We start from the raw sequence: 14,964 nt of genomic DNA, 5'->3' as shown, positions 1-14,964 counted from the left end.
TGTTCCGGTGGCCCCTCGTCAGCATTCCGCGCCGGGCGGGCTCCGGCGGGAACGTACAGGTGTAGCGGACCAGAAGGAGGTACGGCGTGTCGACGCCGCTTGCCGACACGACCAACCCCGACCTCGGCCTGCTCTACGCCGTCAACGGCCTGGCCAAACGCTCCCCGCAGTGGCTGGACCACCTGGTCTCGTGGATCGGCGAGTACGGCATCCTGATCGGCCTGGGCATGCTCGGTCTGGTGGCCTGGTTGCAGGCCAGGCGCCGCCCGGACGCGCCGGTGGCGATCGCCGGGCTGCTCTGGGTGCCGCTGTCGGTCGCGATCGCCGAGCTGGCCAACCTGCCGATCGCCGCGATCGTGAACCGTCCGCGCCCGTTCGTCGACCATCCCGGGCTGCTGGTGCTGGTGGACGGCAAGGCCGGCACGCACTCCTTCGTCAGCGATCATTCGACCATGACGATGGGCGTCGCGGTGGCGCTGTTCCTGGTGAACCGGAGGCTCGGCTGGATCGCCGGCGGGCTGGCCCTGTTGCAGGGCTTCTGCCGGATGTTCATGGGCGTCCACTACCCGACCGACGTGATCGGCGGCTTCGCGCTCGCCGTCGCCGTGGTGCTGCTGCTGGCGCCGATCGCGATGGCGGTGCTGGTCCCGTTCTGCCACGCGCTGAGCCGGACGGCCGTCGCCCCGCTGATCCGGGCGCCGGAGCGTGCCGGAGCGGCCCGTGGCGGGGCCGGTCCGCGCAGCCGTCGGCGCGGGCGCGGGGCGGTGCGGGCCGAGGAGCAGCCCCCGGAGTCCGACCTCGCGGCCTGAGCGGCCTGACGGGTCGGAGCGGCCCGAGCCTGCCGGTCGCAGACGCCCGAGTCGCCACAGGAGCAGCCCGGCCGCGCGGTCAGTCCGGTGCGACGCCGCTCTCGGCGAGGTGGTCGGCCCCCTCGCGGCGGGCCAGGTCGCGGGAGCGGCGGGCCGAGGAGTACCAGCCGCAGCTGCAGGTCGCGAAGGCGAAGGAGCCGCGCTCGCTGATCGCGAGGCGGTGCTCGGGCATCCGGGTGCCGGGCGCGGCCGGCAGCTCACTGTGCACGTGGTTCACCGTAACGCGCCGGACGCCCGATGCGCGACGCCCTCCGGACGGCGGGCACCCGTAACCCTTCGGCTTCCAACTCGTTTGCCCGGAAAGAGCTCTGCCCACCCGGTGGTACCGGCGGGGCAGTCGGGCCCGAGGGGGTTGTCGCGAGGATGAAGATGACCGACCAGCAGCGCACCGGGCGGCCAGCGCGCCGTCCGGGTCCGCACCTGCGCTCGGCGGCCGGGGCCGCCCTGCTCGCCGCCGCACTGGCGGCGGGCGCCGCCGGCTGCTCGGGCGGCTCCGGCGGCGGCTCCTCCGACCAGCAGTCGAACGCCCCCGACCAGCTCGCCGCGGACCCGCTGACGGCGGTGCGCAACGCCGCCGACATCACCGGCCGCACCGGCTCCGCGCACACCGCCACCGAGCTGGTCACCGAGTCCGCCGAGAAGAAGGCCTCGTTCAGCGGCACGGGCGGCTACGACTACGTGAAGCGGATCGGCCGGCTGGAGGTCCAGGTGCCGCCGGGCGCCGCGACCACCGGGAAGATCGTCGAGGTGGTCCTGCCCGGGACCGTGTACCTGCAGAACAGCGGCGCCAAGGTGCCCGAGGGCAAGTGGGTCAAGCTGGACGTGCGTCAGCTGCCGGACGGCAACCTGGTCAGCAGCGGCGCGACCGACCCGGCCTCGGCCGCGGGGGCGCTGCGCGGGGCGCAGAAGGCGGAGGCGGTCGGCACCGAGACCGTCGGCGGGGTCGCGCTGCACCACTACCGCGGCGCCCTGGACCTGTCCAAGGCGGCCGACGCGACCGGTGGCCGGGGCGGGGACGGCCTGCGGATGGGCGCGCAGACCTTCACCGTCAAGGAGGTCCCGTTCGACGCCTGGCTGGACGACCAGGGCCGGCTGCACAAGGTGGTCGAGGTGTTCACCTTCGCCGGGGTGGCGGGCTCGAAGGAGCCCAAGGACCAGGTGAAGGTGACCTCGACGACCGCGCTGTCGGACTTCGGCAAGGCAGTCGAGGCGGCCGAGCCGTCGGCCTCGGACATCTACCAGATGAAGCCCACGGAGAGCCCCAAGTAGGCCGCGGCGGCGCTCCGGCGCCGGGGCGAGACGGGGTGCCGCCGAAACGGGCTGCCGCCGGGGCGGGTGGCCGTCCGGGGAGCGGCGGCCACCCGTTTCGGCGGCGCCGAGATGGCCCGTCCGTGCCATGTGGACGGGCCGCGGAGTGCCTAGGCTGGACGTCGGGTGGCTGCCGCCCGGGCTGGCGAGGCACTGAAGGGGTGGTGCAGGTGGTGTCGTCCACGGGCGGCCGCAGTGGCGGCCACGACGACGCGGCCCTCGACGAGATCGACCTGGCCGGCGAGCTGATGATCGCCGCGACGGCCAGCTCCGGCGACCGGTTGCCGACCGAGCGGATCGACGAGGTGCTGCTCGACCGGACCGATCCGGGGCCGGCCGACCGCGAGGCCGACCGGGAGACCGACGGCTAGCGGGACGGCCCGGGCCGTCCGGGGCGCCGGGGGCTCAGCTGCGCAGCAGACGGCTGATCGCGGCGGTGGCCTCCGCCACCTTGGCGTCCAGCTCGGCGCCGCCCTCCTCGGCGGCCGCGGCGACGCAGTGCCGCAGGTGCTCCTCCAGCAGGGAGAGTGCGAAGGACTGCAGCGCCTTGGTGCTGGCGGAGACCTGGGTGAGCACGTCGATGCAGTAGACGTCCTCGCCGACCATGCGCTGGAGGCCGCGGACCTGGCCCTCGATCCGGCGGAGCCGCTTGAGGTGGGCGTCCTTCTGGGCGCTGTAGCCGTGCGGTCCGTGGCCGCCCTGGTGTCCTGCGGCGGCCGCGGGTGCGGCGTGGCCGGCGTCCGGGTCGGTCCCGTCCGCGTGATCCGGCTCGGTACGCGCTTGCGTCGTGGTCATCGGCCCCGCCTTCGTCTGAGTGCCTGGTGGCTGCGTCGGCCACCAGTGTCCAACACCGGGGCCTGTCGTGGTGTTCCGGCGGCCGAGGCGGCATGTGCCGGAGCGTCCGGGCGGGGCCGTCCGGTGCTTCACCCGTCTGAGCGGCGCCCCGGGTCCTCGGCATGCACGACGGGGACAATCCGGGCGAGGTTCCGTCAGACTGGGGGCCCGCGTCCGCAGGTGGTGGTGCGGTCCGGGTCAGCCGGTGCGGCAGCCGAACGGAAGGGGAGGATCCGGCTCCACCCTCGACACCCCGTTTGCGTGATTGCGCTTGGTTGCACCTAGCATCGTTCAGTCCCTACCCCGCACATCGGAGATTTCCGTGCGTTTTAGCCTGACCCCGAAGGAGACGAGCTTCTACGACATGTTCACCGTCGCGGCGGAGAACCTCGTCGTCGGATCGAAGCTCCTGCTGGAGCTGCTGGGATCAGACGTGTCGGCCCGTGCGGAGATCGTCGAGCGCATGCGCGCCGCCGAGCACGCCGGGGACGACACCACCCATGCCGTCTTCCACCAGCTGAACTCGTCCTTCATCACGCCCTTCGACCGCGAGGACATCTACAGCCTCGCCTCGTCGCTGGACGACATCATGGACTTCATGGAGGAGGCCGTCGACCTGGTCGTCCTCTACGACATCCAGACCCTGCCGAAGGGGATCGAGCAGCAGATCGAGGTGCTGGCACGGGCCGCCGAGCTCACCGCGGAGGCGATGCCGAACCTGCGGAGCATGTCGAACCTCACCGAGTACTGGATCGAGGTCAACCGGCTCGAGAACCAGGCCGACCAGATCCACCGCAAGCTGCTCGCCCACCTGTTCTCCGGTCAGTACGACGCCATCGAGGTGCTCAAGCTCAAGCAGGTCGTGGACGTCCTTGAGGAGGCGGCGGACGCGTTCGAGCACGTCGCCAACACGGTGGAGACCATCGCCGTCAAGGAGTCCTGACCCTCGTGGACATGGCTGCACTCATCGTCGTCATCGGTGTCGCGTTCTTCTTCACCTACACCAACGGCTTCCACGACTCGGCGAACGCGATCGCGACCTCGGTCTCTACCCGGGCGCTCACCCCCCGGGCCGCGCTCGCGATGGCCGCCGTGATGAACCTGGCGGGCGCGTTCCTCGGCAGCGGCGTGGCGCACACCGTCTCCAAGGGGATCATCGAGACCCCCAGCGGCAACCAGGGGATGGCGATCCTGTTCGCCGCCCTGGTCGGCGCGATCGCCTGGAACCTGGTCACCTGGTACTTCGGCCTGCCGTCCTCCTCCTCGCACGCACTGTTCGGCGGCATGGTGGGCGCGGCGCTGGCCGGCGGGATCGGCGTGATCTGGAGCGGGGTGATCGACAAGATCGTCATCCCGATGGTCGTCTCGCCGGTGGTCGGCCTGGTCGGCGGCTTCCTGGTGATGCTGGCGATCCTGTGGATCTTCCGCCGGGCGAACCCGCACAAGGCCAAGCGCAACTTCCGGATCGCCCAGACCGCCTCGGCCGCCGCGATGGCCCTGGCGCACGGTCTGCAGGACGCCCAGAAGACCATGGGCATCGTGGTGATGGCCCTGGTCATCTCCGGCCAGCAGGACACCTATGCCATCCCGGTCTGGGTGAAGATCTCCTGCGCCGCCATGCTCTCGCTGGGCACCTACGCGGGCGGCTGGCGGATCATGCGGACGCTCGGCCGCAAGATCATCGAGCTGGACCCGCCGCAGGGCTTCGCGGCCGAGACCACCGCCTCGATCGTCATGTACATCAGCTCGTTCGTCTACAAGGCGCCGATCTCCACCACCCACGTGATCACCTCGGCGATCATGGGTGTGGGGGCCACCAAGCGGATCCGCGCGGTGCGCTGGGGCGTCGCGAAGAACATCGTGCTCGGCTGGTTCATCACGATGCCGGCGGCCGCCATCGTCGCAGCGCTGGTGTACTGGTTCGTCCACCTGTTCTGGGGCTGACCCACGGGAACGGCCCGGTGTGGCACCGGGACATGACAGGGCCCGCCCCCACATCTCGGGGGCGGGCCCTTCTTCATGTCCCGCGGCGGCACCGCCATGCAGCACCACGGGACAGCTCGTGTTCCGTCACTCGTCGCGGTGCCGCGGTGACGGGGTCCGGTTTAGCCGAAGCGGCCGGAGATGTAGTCCTCGGTCGCCTGGACCGACGGGTTGGAGAAGATCCGCTGGGTGTCGTCCAGCTCGATCAGCTTGCCCGGCTGGCCGACGCCGGCCAGGTTGAAGAAGGCGGTGCGGTCGCTGACGCGGGCCGCCTGCTGCATGTTGTGGGTCACGATGACGATGGTGAACTGCGACTTCAGCTCGCCGATCAGGTCCTCGATGGCGAGGGTGGAGATCGGGTCGAGCGCGGAGCAGGGCTCGTCCATCAGCAGGACCTGCGGCTCGACCGCGATGGCGCGGGCGATGCACAGGCGCTGCTGCTGACCGCCGGAGAGGCCGGCCCCCGGCTTGTTCAGCCGGGTGTGGACCTCCTTCCAGAGGTTGGCGCCCTTCAGCGAGCGCTCCACCACCTCGTCCAGGACGGCCTTCTTCTTCACGCCCGCGAGCCGGAGGCCGGCGATCACGTTGTCGTAGATCGACATGGTCGGGAAGGGGTTCGGGCGCTGGAAGACCATGCCGATCGAGCGGCGCACGGCGACCGGGTCGACGTTGGTGGCGTACAGGTTCTCGTCGTCCAGGAGGACCTTGCCCTCGACCCGGGCGCCGGGGATCACCTCGTGCATCCGGTTCAGGGTGCGCAGGAAGGTGGACTTGCCGCAGCCGGAGGGGCCGATGAAGGCGGTCACCGAGCGGGGTTCGATGCTCATCGAGATGTCCTCGATGGCCTTGGTGGTGCCGTAGTAGGCCGACAGTCCGCTGACGTCGATGCGCTTGGCCATGATCGTTGCTTCTCTCGTCTGTCTCGTACGTCTGTCGGTCAGTGGCCGGTCTTGGGCGAGCGCCAGCGGGCGATGCCCCGGGCGATGAGGTTGAGGCTCATCACGAAGGCGATCAGCACCAACGCCGCACCCCAGGCACGGGCGTAGCCGTACTGGTTGTTGACCTGGGAGTACTGCGTCCAGATGTACATCGGCAGTGACTGCTGCGGTCCGTCGAACGGGTTGTTGTTGATGTAGTCGGCGCCGAAGACCAGCATCATCACCGGGGCGGTCTCGCCCGTGATGCGGGCGACCGCGAGCATCACGCCGGTGGCGATGCCGCCGATCGCGGTGGGGAGGACGATCCGCAGGATGGTCTTCCACTTCGGCACGCCGAGCGCGTACGAGGCCTCGCGCAGCTCGTTCGGGACGAGCTTGAGCATCTCCTCGGTGGACCGGACCACGACCGGCATCATCAGGATCGCCAGCGCGAGGCTGCCCGAGAAGCCGGAGTAGCCGAAGCCCAGGGCGAGGTTCCAGAGCGAGAGGATGAACAGACCGGCGACGATCGACGGGATGCCCGTCATGACGTCGACGAAGAAGGTGACCGCCTTGGCGAGCTTGCCGCGGCCGTACTCGACCAGGTAGACGGCGGTCAGCAGACCGATCGGGGCGGCGATCGCGGTGGCCAGGGCGACCTGCTCCAGGGTGCCGATCAGCGCGTGGTAGATGCCGCCGCCGGGCCCGGACTGGAGCACGCCCTTCATCGAGTGGCTCAGGAAGAACCCGTCCACCACGCCGGCGCCCTGCTGGACGGTGTAGACCGTCAGGGCGACCAGCGGGACGACGGCCAGGATGAAGGCGACCCAGACCACCGAGGTGGCGAACCGGTCCTTGGCCTGTCGGCGGCCCTCGACCCGGGCCGCGAGGCCGTAGCTGGTCAGGAGGAACAGCAGGCCCGAGATCAGGCCCCACTGCAGGTGGCTGGCCAGGCCGGCGGCGGCGCCGATCCCGCAGCCGAGGGCGATCGAGCCGACCGCGACGGCGGCCGGGGCCCACTTGGGCAGCCGGTTGGCGGTCAGCGGACGGCCGACGGGCCGGGTGTCATCGACGATGGCGGTGACGGTCATGCGTTGGCCCCCGAGTACTCCTTGCGGCGGGCGATGATCAGTCGCGCGGCACCGTTCACCAGCAGGGTGATGACGAACAGGACGAGGCCGGAGGCCATCAGCGCGTTGCGCCCGTTGTCGCCGGCCTCGGCGAACTTCAGCGCGATGTTCTGCGCGAAGGTGCCGCCGCCCGCGTCGAGGATGTGCAGCGACAGGACGTTGTTGGAGGAGAGCACCACCGCGACCGCGATGGTCTCGCCGAGCGCGCGGCCGAGGCCGAGCATCGAGGCCGAGATGATGCCGGGGCGGCCGAACGGCAGCACCGCGGTGCGGACCATCTCCCATCGGGTCGCGCCGAGCGCGAGTGCCGCCTCCTCGTGCATCCGCGGCACCTGGCGGAACACCTCGCGGGAGACCGCGGTGATGATCGGCAGGACCATGATCGCCAGCAGGATGCCGACGGTGAACAGGTTGCGCGGGGTACCGGTCTTGGTCTGGTCGAAGATGTACGTCCAGCCCAGGTACTCGTCGAGCCAGCTGGTCAGACCGTCCATGTGCGGGACCAGGAAGAGCGCGCCCCAGAGGCCGTAGACGATGCTGGGGACGGCGGCGAGCAGGTCGACCAGGTAGGCGAACGGCTGGGCGATCCGGCGCGGCGCGTAGTGCGAGATGAACAGCGCGATCCCGATGGCCACCGGGACGGCGATCGCCATCGCGATGACGGCGCTCACGATGGTGCCGACGACCAGCACCGCGATGCCGAAGACCGGCTTCGGGGCGTCCGGCGCCCACTCGAAGGAGGTCAGGAAGTTGCCGTCGTTGTTGCTGAGGGCCAGGCCCGAGCGCCAGGCCAGGAAGCCCGCGATCGCGGCCATGATGACCAGCAGCAGGATGCCCGAACCCCGGGCGAGGTTCATGAAGATCTTGTCGCCGACCCGGCTGTCACGCGGTCGGCGTTCCCTGCCTCGCGGGGCGGCAGGGGAGGATGAAGTCATTGGTCTACTCCGGTCTGGTGGCGCCGCCCCGGAAGGGGGACGGCACCATGGCGGCGGTGCCCCGGACGTGGTGCTGGGTGTGGTGCGTTCCGGTGGAGCGGCCCCGGCCCCCCTCGCTCACGGGGCCGCCCCACCGGTGGTCTGTCGGGTCAGGCCAGGGTCGGGATGACGGCGTTGACCTTGCCGGTCAGCTCCTTGGGCAGCGGGACGTAGCCCTTCTCGCCGGCCGCCTTCTGACCCGCGTCACTGGCGGTGTAGGTCAGGAAGGACTTCAGGGTGTCGAGGGTGTCTGCCTTGTTGCCCTTGTCGCAGACGATCTCGTAGGTGACCAGGACCAGCGGGTACGAGCCCTCGTCCTTGGTCGCGTAGTCGAGCTTCAGCGCCAGGTCGCTGCCGGTACCGGCGATCTGGGCCTTGGCGAAGGTGTTGGCGGCGTTGGCGGCGGTGGCCTCGACCGGCTTGGAGGCGCCGGTGTTGATGGCGGCGCTCTTCAGGCTGTTGGTCTGGGCGTAGGCCAGCTCGACGTAGCTGATCGAGTTCTTGACCTGCTTCACCTGGGCCGCGACACCGGCGCTGCCGTTGGCCGACTGGCCGCCCTTGGCCGCCCAGGTCTTGCTGGACGGGTACGACCAGGCGCCGTTGCCGGCGGCGGCGAAGTACTTGGTCAGGTTGTCGGTGGTACCGGAGTCGTCCGAGCGGTGGAAGGACTGGATCTCCGCGTCCGGCAGCTTGGCGCCCGGGTTCAGGGCGGCGATCGCCGGGTCGTTCCACTTGGTGATCTGCGAGTCGAAGATCTTGGCGGCGGTCGGGCCGTCCAGGACCAGGTTGTCGACGCCGTCCACGTTGAAGACCAGCGAGATCAGACCGCCGGCCATCGGCAGGTCGATGCCCTGGCCGCCGGTGCAGACCGCCTTGGAGGCGTCGACCTCGGCCGGCTTCAGCGCCGAGTCGGAACCGGCGAACTGGACCTTGCCCTGGGTGAACTGCTGGATGCCCGCGCCCGAGCCCACGCCCTGGTAGTTGATGGTGGTGCCGGAGCAGGCGCCGCTGAAGTTGGTCTTCCACACGTCGATCGCCGTGCCCTGGGCGGTCGAACCGGCGGCGATCAGCGAACCGGGCTTGCCACAGGTGATCGCGGCACCGGCCGCGGCGGAGCCGCTGGAGCCGCCGGCCGTGGTCGAGTTGCCGTTGTCCGAGCCGCAGGCGGCGAGCGACAGCGAGCTGACGAGCGCCATGGCACCGATCGCGAGGGCCTTGGAGCGGCCGTTCCGCTGGAGCTTCACTGGGGATTCCCTTTCTGAGGCATTTCCCGCTGCGTGGTCCGTACGCGTACGGCGCGGCGCGGGTTCTGCTGTGGTCCGGGGCCCTTGCGGCCCTCCGGTGGTCCCGAAGTTAAGCCTGGGAAGTGACACGACAGCCGGTCGCAAGTGAACGGGGAGTGAACCTCGAAAGGATGGCAGGAAACTACGTCAGGTAGTAACGGTTGCGTCACGGCAAGGGCGCGGAGAGATCACTTCCACCGTTCCTCCACCGGCGGCACGCCGGTCGTCTTCAGCGGCCTCGCCCCCAGGATCGCCAGCAGCGCGTCGATCAGCAACCGGTCGTGGTCGTACGTGAGCCGGGCCCGGGCCTTCCCGGCCGGCAGCCACTCCATCCGGTCCACCTCGCGGTTGGGCCGGAAGGCGCCGCTCGACGGCACCGCCGCCCAGTACCGGACCTCCTTCGGACGGCCCTGCACCTGGTAGTGCTGGGCGGGCAGCTCCGGGCCGAGCAGGCACCGGAAGCCGGTCTCCTCCCAGACCTCGCGCAGCGCCGCGTCGACCATGCCCTCGCCGGGGTCGAGCTTGCCCTTCGGCAGGCTCCAGTCGTCGTACTTGGGCCGGTGGATCACCGCGACCCGCGGCCGCCCGAGCCGCCCGCTCTTCTTCAGCCGGCCCGGCAGCCACAGCACCGCGCCGGCCGCCAGGATCACCGGGCCGTGCCCCGCCCCGGTCGCGCTCTCCATCGCCTGCCCGGTTCTCCGGCGCCCGCCCAACTCAGACCGTCCTCGGTGCGACGGGCTGGCCCCAGCCCTCGGCCGGGAAGTCCAGCCAACCGTCCGGGCCGGGCGACAGCTCGGTCCACCGACGGCCGAACACGTACCGCGCCGACTCCACGTCCAGCCGCTGGTCGGCGTGGACCACGCCCAGCACGTACGCGGTCGCGGGGGTGATCCGCGGGGTGCGCGCGGCGGTGGCGGCGGTGACCGCGGCGTCCGCGGCCTCCTGCTGCCGGGCCAGCACCGCGTCCAGCTCGTCCAGCTCGGCGGACCGGCGGCCGCACACCTCCAGCGCGTACCGGGCGCGCTTCACCAGGATCCGCAGCCGGGCCCACGGCTGGTCGTCGGCCGCCAGCGCCGTGTCCGCGTCCATCGCGCCCCGGGCCGCCGGGACCGCGCCCAGCCGGCGCAGCCCATCCCCGCCGTACGGCGTCGCGGCCCGATGCAGCGGCAGCTGCTGGGCGGTCGCGGACAGCGCGGCGAACGCGGCGCCCGCCTGCGGCAGCAGCACCGCCGACGCCCGGCCGCCCGCCGACTCCAGCAGCGGCGCCTCGCCGACCAGCAGCGTCATGCGGTCCGCCAGCGCGTGCAGCCGGGCCGAGCGGAGCTCCTGGAGCGCCGTGGAGTGCGCCCGGGTCCTGGCCAGGGTCAGCTGCCGGTCCAGCAGCGCCCGCGCCTTGGGGGCGCCCGCGTGGCCGGCCAGCATGCCCGTCCCCTCCGGGTCACTGCCGCTCAGCGAGTCCAGCGCGCCCAGCAGCCGGGCCGAACGGCGGACGTAGCCGGGCTCGAGCGCCAGCAGGTTGAGCAGCCAGCGCAGCTCGGTGCGCGACTCCTGCGCCCAGGTCTGCTCGAAGACCGAGCCGAAGGTGTGCAGCAGCCCGCCGACCCGCCGGACGGCCCGCAGCAGATCCGCGGTACCCGCCGCCGGGACGACCGAGGCCGCCCCGGGTCTGGCGCCGACCTCGCCCACCGCCAGCGGCAGGGCGCGCAGGAAGGCGCCGGCCTGGGCGGTGAGGTGGCGGGAAAGGATGTCCCCGGCGGTCGCTGTGGAGGCCGCCTGGGCCGTCATCGGCGCGTCGGTCATGGCGTGGTAGATCCCCGTTCCTCCGGGCCGTTCCCCGGAGCTGGCGGCCGACCGCCGGAACAGTCGCCCTCGAGACTCTCGAGGGCCTGCTGCTCCGACGGTTTCGCATCAGTGGTCGCGTCAGCGCGAGGTGGCGGCCCGGCGGCGCTGGCGCGAGTCGATCAGGAGGTCCTGGACGTGCCGCAGCTGCCGGCCCTCGGCGTCCTGGGAGTGGCGGGTCCAGGCGCCGTCCTGCCCCAGGTGCCAGGACTCCGTCTCGTCCGACACCCCGAGGTCGATCAGCCCGGACAGCTCGGCGCGGTGCGCCGGATCGGTGATCCGCAGCAGCGCCTCGATCCGGCGGTCCAGGTTGCGGTGCATCATGTCGGCGCTGCCGATCCAGACCTCCGGATCGCCGTTGTTGCCGAACACGAAGACCCGGGAGTGCTCCAGGAAGCGGCCCAGGATGCTGCGGACCCGGATGTTCTCGCTCAGCCCCGGTACGCCCGGGCGGATCGCGCAGATCCCGCGCACCCAGACGTCCACCGGCACGCCCGCCTGCGAGGCCCGGTACAGCGCGTCGATCACGGCCTCGTCGACGATCGAGTTGACCTTGAGCTTCACGTACGCCGGGCGGCCCGCCCGGTGGTGGGCGATCTCGTTGTGGATCCGCGAGACCAGCCCGTCGCGCAGGCTCCGCGGGGCGGTCAGCAGGCGGCGGTAGGACTCGCGGCGCGAGTAGCCGGAGAGCCGGTTGAAGAGGTCCGAGAGGTCCGCGCCGACCTGCGGGTCGGTGGTGAGCAGGCCGAGGTCCTCGTACAGCCGGGCCGTCTTCGGGTGGTAGTTGCCGGTGCCCACGTGCGAGTAGCGCCGCAGGGTGTCGCCCTCCTGGCGGACCACCAGCGACAGCTTGCAGTGCGTCTTCAGCCCGACCAGGCCGTAGACCACGTGGCAGCCGGACTCCTCCAGCTTGCGGGCCCACTTGATGTTGGCCTGCTCGTCGAAGCGCGCCTTGATCTCGACCAGGACCAGCACCTGCTTGCCGGACTCGGCCGCGTCGATGAGCGCGTCCACGATCGGCGAGTCGCCGGACGTCCGGTACAGGGTCTGCTTGATCGCCAGGACGTCCGGGTCGGCGGCGGCCTGCTCCAGGAAGGCCTGCACCGAGGTGGAGAAGCTGTCGTACGGGTGGTGCAGCAGGACGTCGCGCTCGCGCATCGCGGCGAAGATGTCCGGCTGGGAGGCCGACTCGACGTCGGTCAGACCGCGGGCCGTGCCAGCCACGAACTTCGGGTACTTGAGCTCCGGGCGGTCCAGCTCGGCGATCCCGAACAGCCCGGTCAGGTCCAGCGGCCCGGGCAGCGGGAAGACCTCCGCCTCGGTGATGTTCAGCTCCCGCACCAGCAGGTCCAGGATGTAGGGGTCGATCGACTCCTCGACCTCCAGCCGGACCGGCGGGCCGAAGCGCCGCCGCATCAGCTCCTTCTCCAGGGCCTTGAGGATGTTCTCGGTGTCGTCCTCCTCCACCTCCAGGTCCTCGTTGCGCGTGACGCGGAAGGCGTGGTGGGCCAGCACCTCCATCCCCGGGAAGAGCTCCTCCAGATGGGCGCCCATCACGTCCTCCAGCGGGACGTACCGCTGGGGCGAGGCCTCCAGGAAGCGGGCCAGCGACTGCGGCACCTTCACCCGGGCGAAGTGCTTGTGCCCGGAGACCGGGTTGCGCACCACGACCGCCAGGTTGAGCGAGAGCCCCGATATGTACGGGAAGGGGTGCGCCGGGTCGACGGCCAGCGGGGTCAGAACCGGAAAGATCTTCTGCCGGAACAGCGAGTGGAGCCGGGCCTGCTCCTTCTCGGCCAGCTCCGACCAGCGGGCCACCTCGATGCCCTCGGTGGCGAGGTCCGGCAGCACCTCCTGCTGGAAGGCCGCGGCGTGCCGGGCCATCAGCTCGCGCGAACGGGTCCAGATCAGGTCCAGCACCTCGCGCGGCTGGAGGCCGGACGCGCTGCGCTGGGCCACGCCGGTGGCGATCCGGCGCTTGAGGCCGGCCACCCGGACCATGAAGAACTCGTCCAGGTTGCTGGCGAAGATCGCCAGGAACTTGGCCCGCTCCAACAGCGGGATCCCCGGGTCCTCGGCCAGCTCCAGGACGCGCTCGTTGAACGCGAGCCAGCTGCGCTCGCGGTCCAGGAAGCGGCCCTGCGGCAACGCTTCGAACTCCTGCTCGTCCGTGGCCGGCCGCTCCGGCGGGACACCCAGCGCACCGGACATCCGGGCCGTCGGCGACAGCGAGGCAGAGACGGGGCGGGGGATGCTCATGGGCTCCAGCTCCTCCAGCAGCAGGACGGCGTCCGGACACGAATGGCTCTGCGGGCCGTCGCCCTCGCCCCGGGCCGATCCCGGGGACAGCGCCCATCCGCCGGGCGCGGTCCGTACAGGACCGGCCGGTGCCTGGCGGTCGACTCTGCACGAGCGAGACACTACGGACTTCATCCTGTGATCTTCGCGGCAGCAACTGAATCCACGGTAAACACCGCATGGCCAGGAGGAAAGCTGAGTCGGTCGGGGCAAGGGCCGTGGCCGTCCCGGAATCTCGTCCGCGACCGCTCCGGGCCGGCTTCGCCGCCTCCCTCGCCGCCTCCCTCACCGCCTCTGTCGCCGCCTCCGGGAGGCGGTCGAACCGTGGTGGGAACCGTGGTGGGAGAGGGTCAGGCCGGCCGGTTCTCCTGGTACCGGGCTCGGTACATGAGATCCACCTCGTGAATGGTGAATCCCAGTCGTTCATAGACCCGCACGGCGGCCGGATTGACGGCATCGACGTAGAGGAGGACGGTCTCCAGTCCGCGCTCGCCCGGGCCGGAACCGGTCAGGTGACGCAGACCCGCCGTGGTCAGCGCGCGGCCGAGGCCGCTGCCCTGCTCCGCCGGGTCCACGCCGACCACGTACACCTCGCCGAGCTCCGGCTCGGTGGCGCCGGCCGGGTGCACCTTGGTCCAGTGGAAGCCGACCGCCCTGCCCTCACGGGTGGCGAGGAAGAAGCCGGCCGGGTCGAACCAGGGCTCGGCGATCCGCTCCGCCAGGTCCTGCTCGGTCCAGGCGCCCTGCTCCGGGTGATGGGCGAAAGCCAGGGCATTCAGCCGCAGCCACTCCGCGTCGTCCTCCCCCGGGCGGAACGTGCGAAGCACGATGCCCTCGGGGACGGCCGCCTCCTCGGTCTGCCGACCGGTGCGGCGCATCTGCCGCAGCTCGCGGACCAGCTCGGCGCCGTACGACTCGGCCAGGTGCCGGGCCGCCGGGTGCCCGCCGTGCACCCAGAAGTCCACCGCGTCGTGCCCCGCCCGGTGGGCCTCCGCCAGTACGGCGTCCACCAGCGGACGGGCCAGACCGCGGCCGCGGGCGGCCGGGTCGACGACCAGCTCGGCGGCCGGGTTGGCGGTCGCGCCCTGCGGGATCTCAAGCTGGCCGTAGCCGAGGACGACTTCGGCTCCGGTTTCGGCTTCCGTCGCGGTCTCGGCTCGCGTCTCGGTTTCGGTTTCGGTTTCGGTTTCGGTTTCGACGAGGTGGATGACGCCCGGGCGCGGGATCTCGGCGGCACGCAGACGCAGTCGGCCCTGCTCGGACACAGCGGCCCGACCGTCCACCGCCTGGGCCTCCTCCAGCACACGGAGGGCGCCGTCACGCTGCCCGGGGTGGAGCACGTTGTCCGCAATGACCGCTGTCTGATCGTCCATGCACTGACGATACGTCGATACGCCCCCGGAAATGCGAAGAACCCCTGATCCAAGTGGATCAGGGGTTCTTCTGAATGATTGTTCGGCGGCGTCCTACTCTCCCACAGGGTCCCCCCTGCAGTACCATCGGCGCTGTAAGGCTTAGCTTCCGGGTTC

Annotated in this window: 15 protein-coding genes and 1 rRNA gene; 5 read left to right on the top strand and 11 right to left on the bottom strand. The window is 71.2% G+C overall.

All coding sequences use genetic code 11. From position 1 onward, the window contains the following. The first annotated feature begins 86 nt into the window (after positions 1-86). Positions 87-809: a phosphatase PAP2 family protein gene (locus ACZ52J_RS38125; protein ID WP_465625504.1), complete on the top strand. Its 723-nt coding sequence runs from the start codon at positions 87-89 to the stop codon at positions 807-809. A gap of 79 nt (positions 810-888) precedes the next feature. On the opposite strand, the gene ACZ52J_RS38120 is transcribed toward ACZ52J_RS38125, so the two are convergent. Beyond that, entirely contained in the window at positions 889-1,077 is a 189-nt protein-coding gene (locus ACZ52J_RS38120; protein ID WP_360506892.1) for a hypothetical protein, read from the bottom strand. Positions 1,078-1,238: 161 nt separating this feature from the next. On the opposite strand from ACZ52J_RS38120, the gene ACZ52J_RS38115 reads away from it, so the two are divergent. Together ACZ52J_RS38115 and ACZ52J_RS38110 are read left to right on the top strand one after the other, a co-directional pair. Further along, on the top strand, positions 1,239-2,138 hold the full coding sequence (locus tag ACZ52J_RS38115) for an SCO4651 family lipoprotein (RefSeq protein WP_360506895.1): 900 nt from the start codon (positions 1,239-1,241) through the stop codon (positions 2,136-2,138). A gap of 209 nt (positions 2,139-2,347) precedes the next feature. Beyond that, positions 2,348-2,548 carry a hypothetical protein gene (locus ACZ52J_RS38110; protein WP_360506897.1) on the top strand — a complete coding sequence of 67 codons (201 nt, stop codon included), beginning with the start codon at positions 2,348-2,350 and terminating at the stop codon, positions 2,546-2,548. A 34-nt stretch (positions 2,549-2,582) separates the two neighbouring features. On the opposite strand, the gene ACZ52J_RS38105 is transcribed toward ACZ52J_RS38110, so the two are convergent. Further along, positions 2,583-2,972 carry a metal-sensitive transcriptional regulator gene (locus tag ACZ52J_RS38105; protein ID WP_360506899.1) on the bottom strand — a complete coding sequence of 130 codons (390 nt, stop codon included), beginning with the start codon at positions 2,970-2,972 and terminating at the stop codon, positions 2,583-2,585. 361 nt (positions 2,973-3,333) lie between these two features. Between ACZ52J_RS38105 and ACZ52J_RS38100 the strand changes: the two genes are divergently transcribed. Beyond that, the gene (locus ACZ52J_RS38100; protein ID WP_360506902.1) at positions 3,334-3,954 is read left to right on the top strand and encodes a DUF47 domain-containing protein; all 621 of its coding nucleotides are present in this window, start codon (positions 3,334-3,336) and stop codon (positions 3,952-3,954) included. A 5-nt stretch (positions 3,955-3,959) separates the two neighbouring features. Further along, positions 3,960-4,955 (top strand): inorganic phosphate transporter, encoded by a 996-nt coding sequence (locus ACZ52J_RS38095; RefSeq protein WP_465625500.1) that lies wholly within the window; start codon positions 3,960-3,962, stop codon positions 4,953-4,955. A gap of 161 nt (positions 4,956-5,116) precedes the next feature. Here ACZ52J_RS38095 and pstB read toward each other — a convergent pair whose 3' ends face one another. The 9 genes from pstB to rrf all read right to left on the bottom strand — a co-directional run. Beyond that, the gene (pstB, locus tag ACZ52J_RS38090) at positions 5,117-5,893 is read right to left on the bottom strand and encodes a phosphate ABC transporter ATP-binding protein PstB (protein WP_360506907.1); all 777 of its coding nucleotides are present in this window, start codon (positions 5,891-5,893) and stop codon (positions 5,117-5,119) included. A gap of 38 nt (positions 5,894-5,931) precedes the next feature. Further along, a complete protein-coding gene (pstA, locus tag ACZ52J_RS38085; RefSeq protein ID WP_360506910.1) occupies positions 5,932-7,002 on the bottom strand; it encodes a phosphate ABC transporter permease PstA in 1,071 nt (356 codons plus the stop codon). Continuing rightward, positions 6,999-7,976, bottom strand: coding sequence for a phosphate ABC transporter permease subunit PstC (pstC, locus tag ACZ52J_RS38080; RefSeq protein ID WP_465625497.1), 978 nt, complete (start codon positions 7,974-7,976; stop codon positions 6,999-7,001). Before pstC ends, pstA begins: the two co-directional genes overlap by 4 nt. A 149-nt stretch (positions 7,977-8,125) precedes the next feature. Further along, positions 8,126-9,259: a phosphate ABC transporter substrate-binding protein PstS gene (gene pstS, locus ACZ52J_RS38075; protein WP_465625495.1), complete on the bottom strand. Its 1,134-nt coding sequence runs from the start codon at positions 9,257-9,259 to the stop codon at positions 8,126-8,128. A gap of 227 nt (positions 9,260-9,486) precedes the next feature. Further along, the gene (locus tag ACZ52J_RS38070) at positions 9,487-9,981 is read right to left on the bottom strand and encodes an NUDIX hydrolase (protein ID WP_360506918.1); all 495 of its coding nucleotides are present in this window, start codon (positions 9,979-9,981) and stop codon (positions 9,487-9,489) included. Positions 9,982-10,012: 31 nt separating this feature from the next. After that, positions 10,013-11,098: a CHAD domain-containing protein gene (locus ACZ52J_RS38065; protein WP_465625492.1), complete on the bottom strand. Its 1,086-nt coding sequence runs from the start codon at positions 11,096-11,098 to the stop codon at positions 10,013-10,015. 120 nt (positions 11,099-11,218) lie between these two features. After that, entirely contained in the window at positions 11,219-13,420 is a 2,202-nt protein-coding gene (locus ACZ52J_RS38060; RefSeq protein WP_465625538.1) for an RNA degradosome polyphosphate kinase, read from the bottom strand. Between the two features lie 365 nt (positions 13,421-13,785). Beyond that, on the bottom strand, positions 13,786-14,808 hold the full coding sequence (mshD, locus tag ACZ52J_RS38055; protein ID WP_465625490.1) for a mycothiol synthase: 1,023 nt from the start codon (positions 14,806-14,808) through the stop codon (positions 13,786-13,788). Positions 14,809-14,888: 80 nt separating this feature from the next. After that, positions 14,889-14,964 (bottom strand): 5S ribosomal RNA (gene rrf, locus ACZ52J_RS38050); the annotation flags it as partial.

Source organism: Kitasatospora sp. NPDC034035 (assembly GCF_055575755.1).
The sequence above is the reverse complement of the archived record's forward strand: the minus strand, read 5'-3'. Positions and strand labels throughout refer to the sequence as shown.

Excerpts from the sequence above, each read along its gene's own strand:
- ACZ52J_RS38115 (WP_360506895.1), top strand. The coding sequence starts at position 1,239 with ATGACCGACCAGCAGCGCACCGGGCGGCCAGCGCGCCGTCCGGGTCCG.
- ACZ52J_RS38070 (WP_360506918.1), bottom strand. The coding sequence starts at position 9,981 with ATGGAGAGCGCGACCGGGGCGGGGCACGGCCCGGTGATCCTGGCGGCC.
- ACZ52J_RS38065 (WP_465625492.1), bottom strand. The coding sequence starts at position 11,098 with ATGACCGACGCGCCGATGACGGCCCAGGCGGCCTCCACAGCGACCGCC.
- pstB (WP_360506907.1), bottom strand. The coding sequence starts at position 5,893 with ATGGCCAAGCGCATCGACGTCAGCGGACTGTCGGCCTACTACGGCACC.
- mshD (WP_465625490.1), bottom strand. The coding sequence starts at position 14,808 with ATGGACGATCAGACAGCGGTCATTGCGGACAACGTGCTCCACCCCGGG.
- pstA (WP_360506910.1), bottom strand. The coding sequence starts at position 7,002 with ATGACCGTCACCGCCATCGTCGATGACACCCGGCCCGTCGGCCGTCCG.
- ACZ52J_RS38105 (WP_360506899.1), bottom strand. The coding sequence starts at position 2,972 with ATGACCACGACGCAAGCGCGTACCGAGCCGGATCACGCGGACGGGACC.
- pstC (WP_465625497.1), bottom strand. The coding sequence starts at position 7,976 with ATGACTTCATCCTCCCCTGCCGCCCCGCGAGGCAGGGAACGCCGACCG.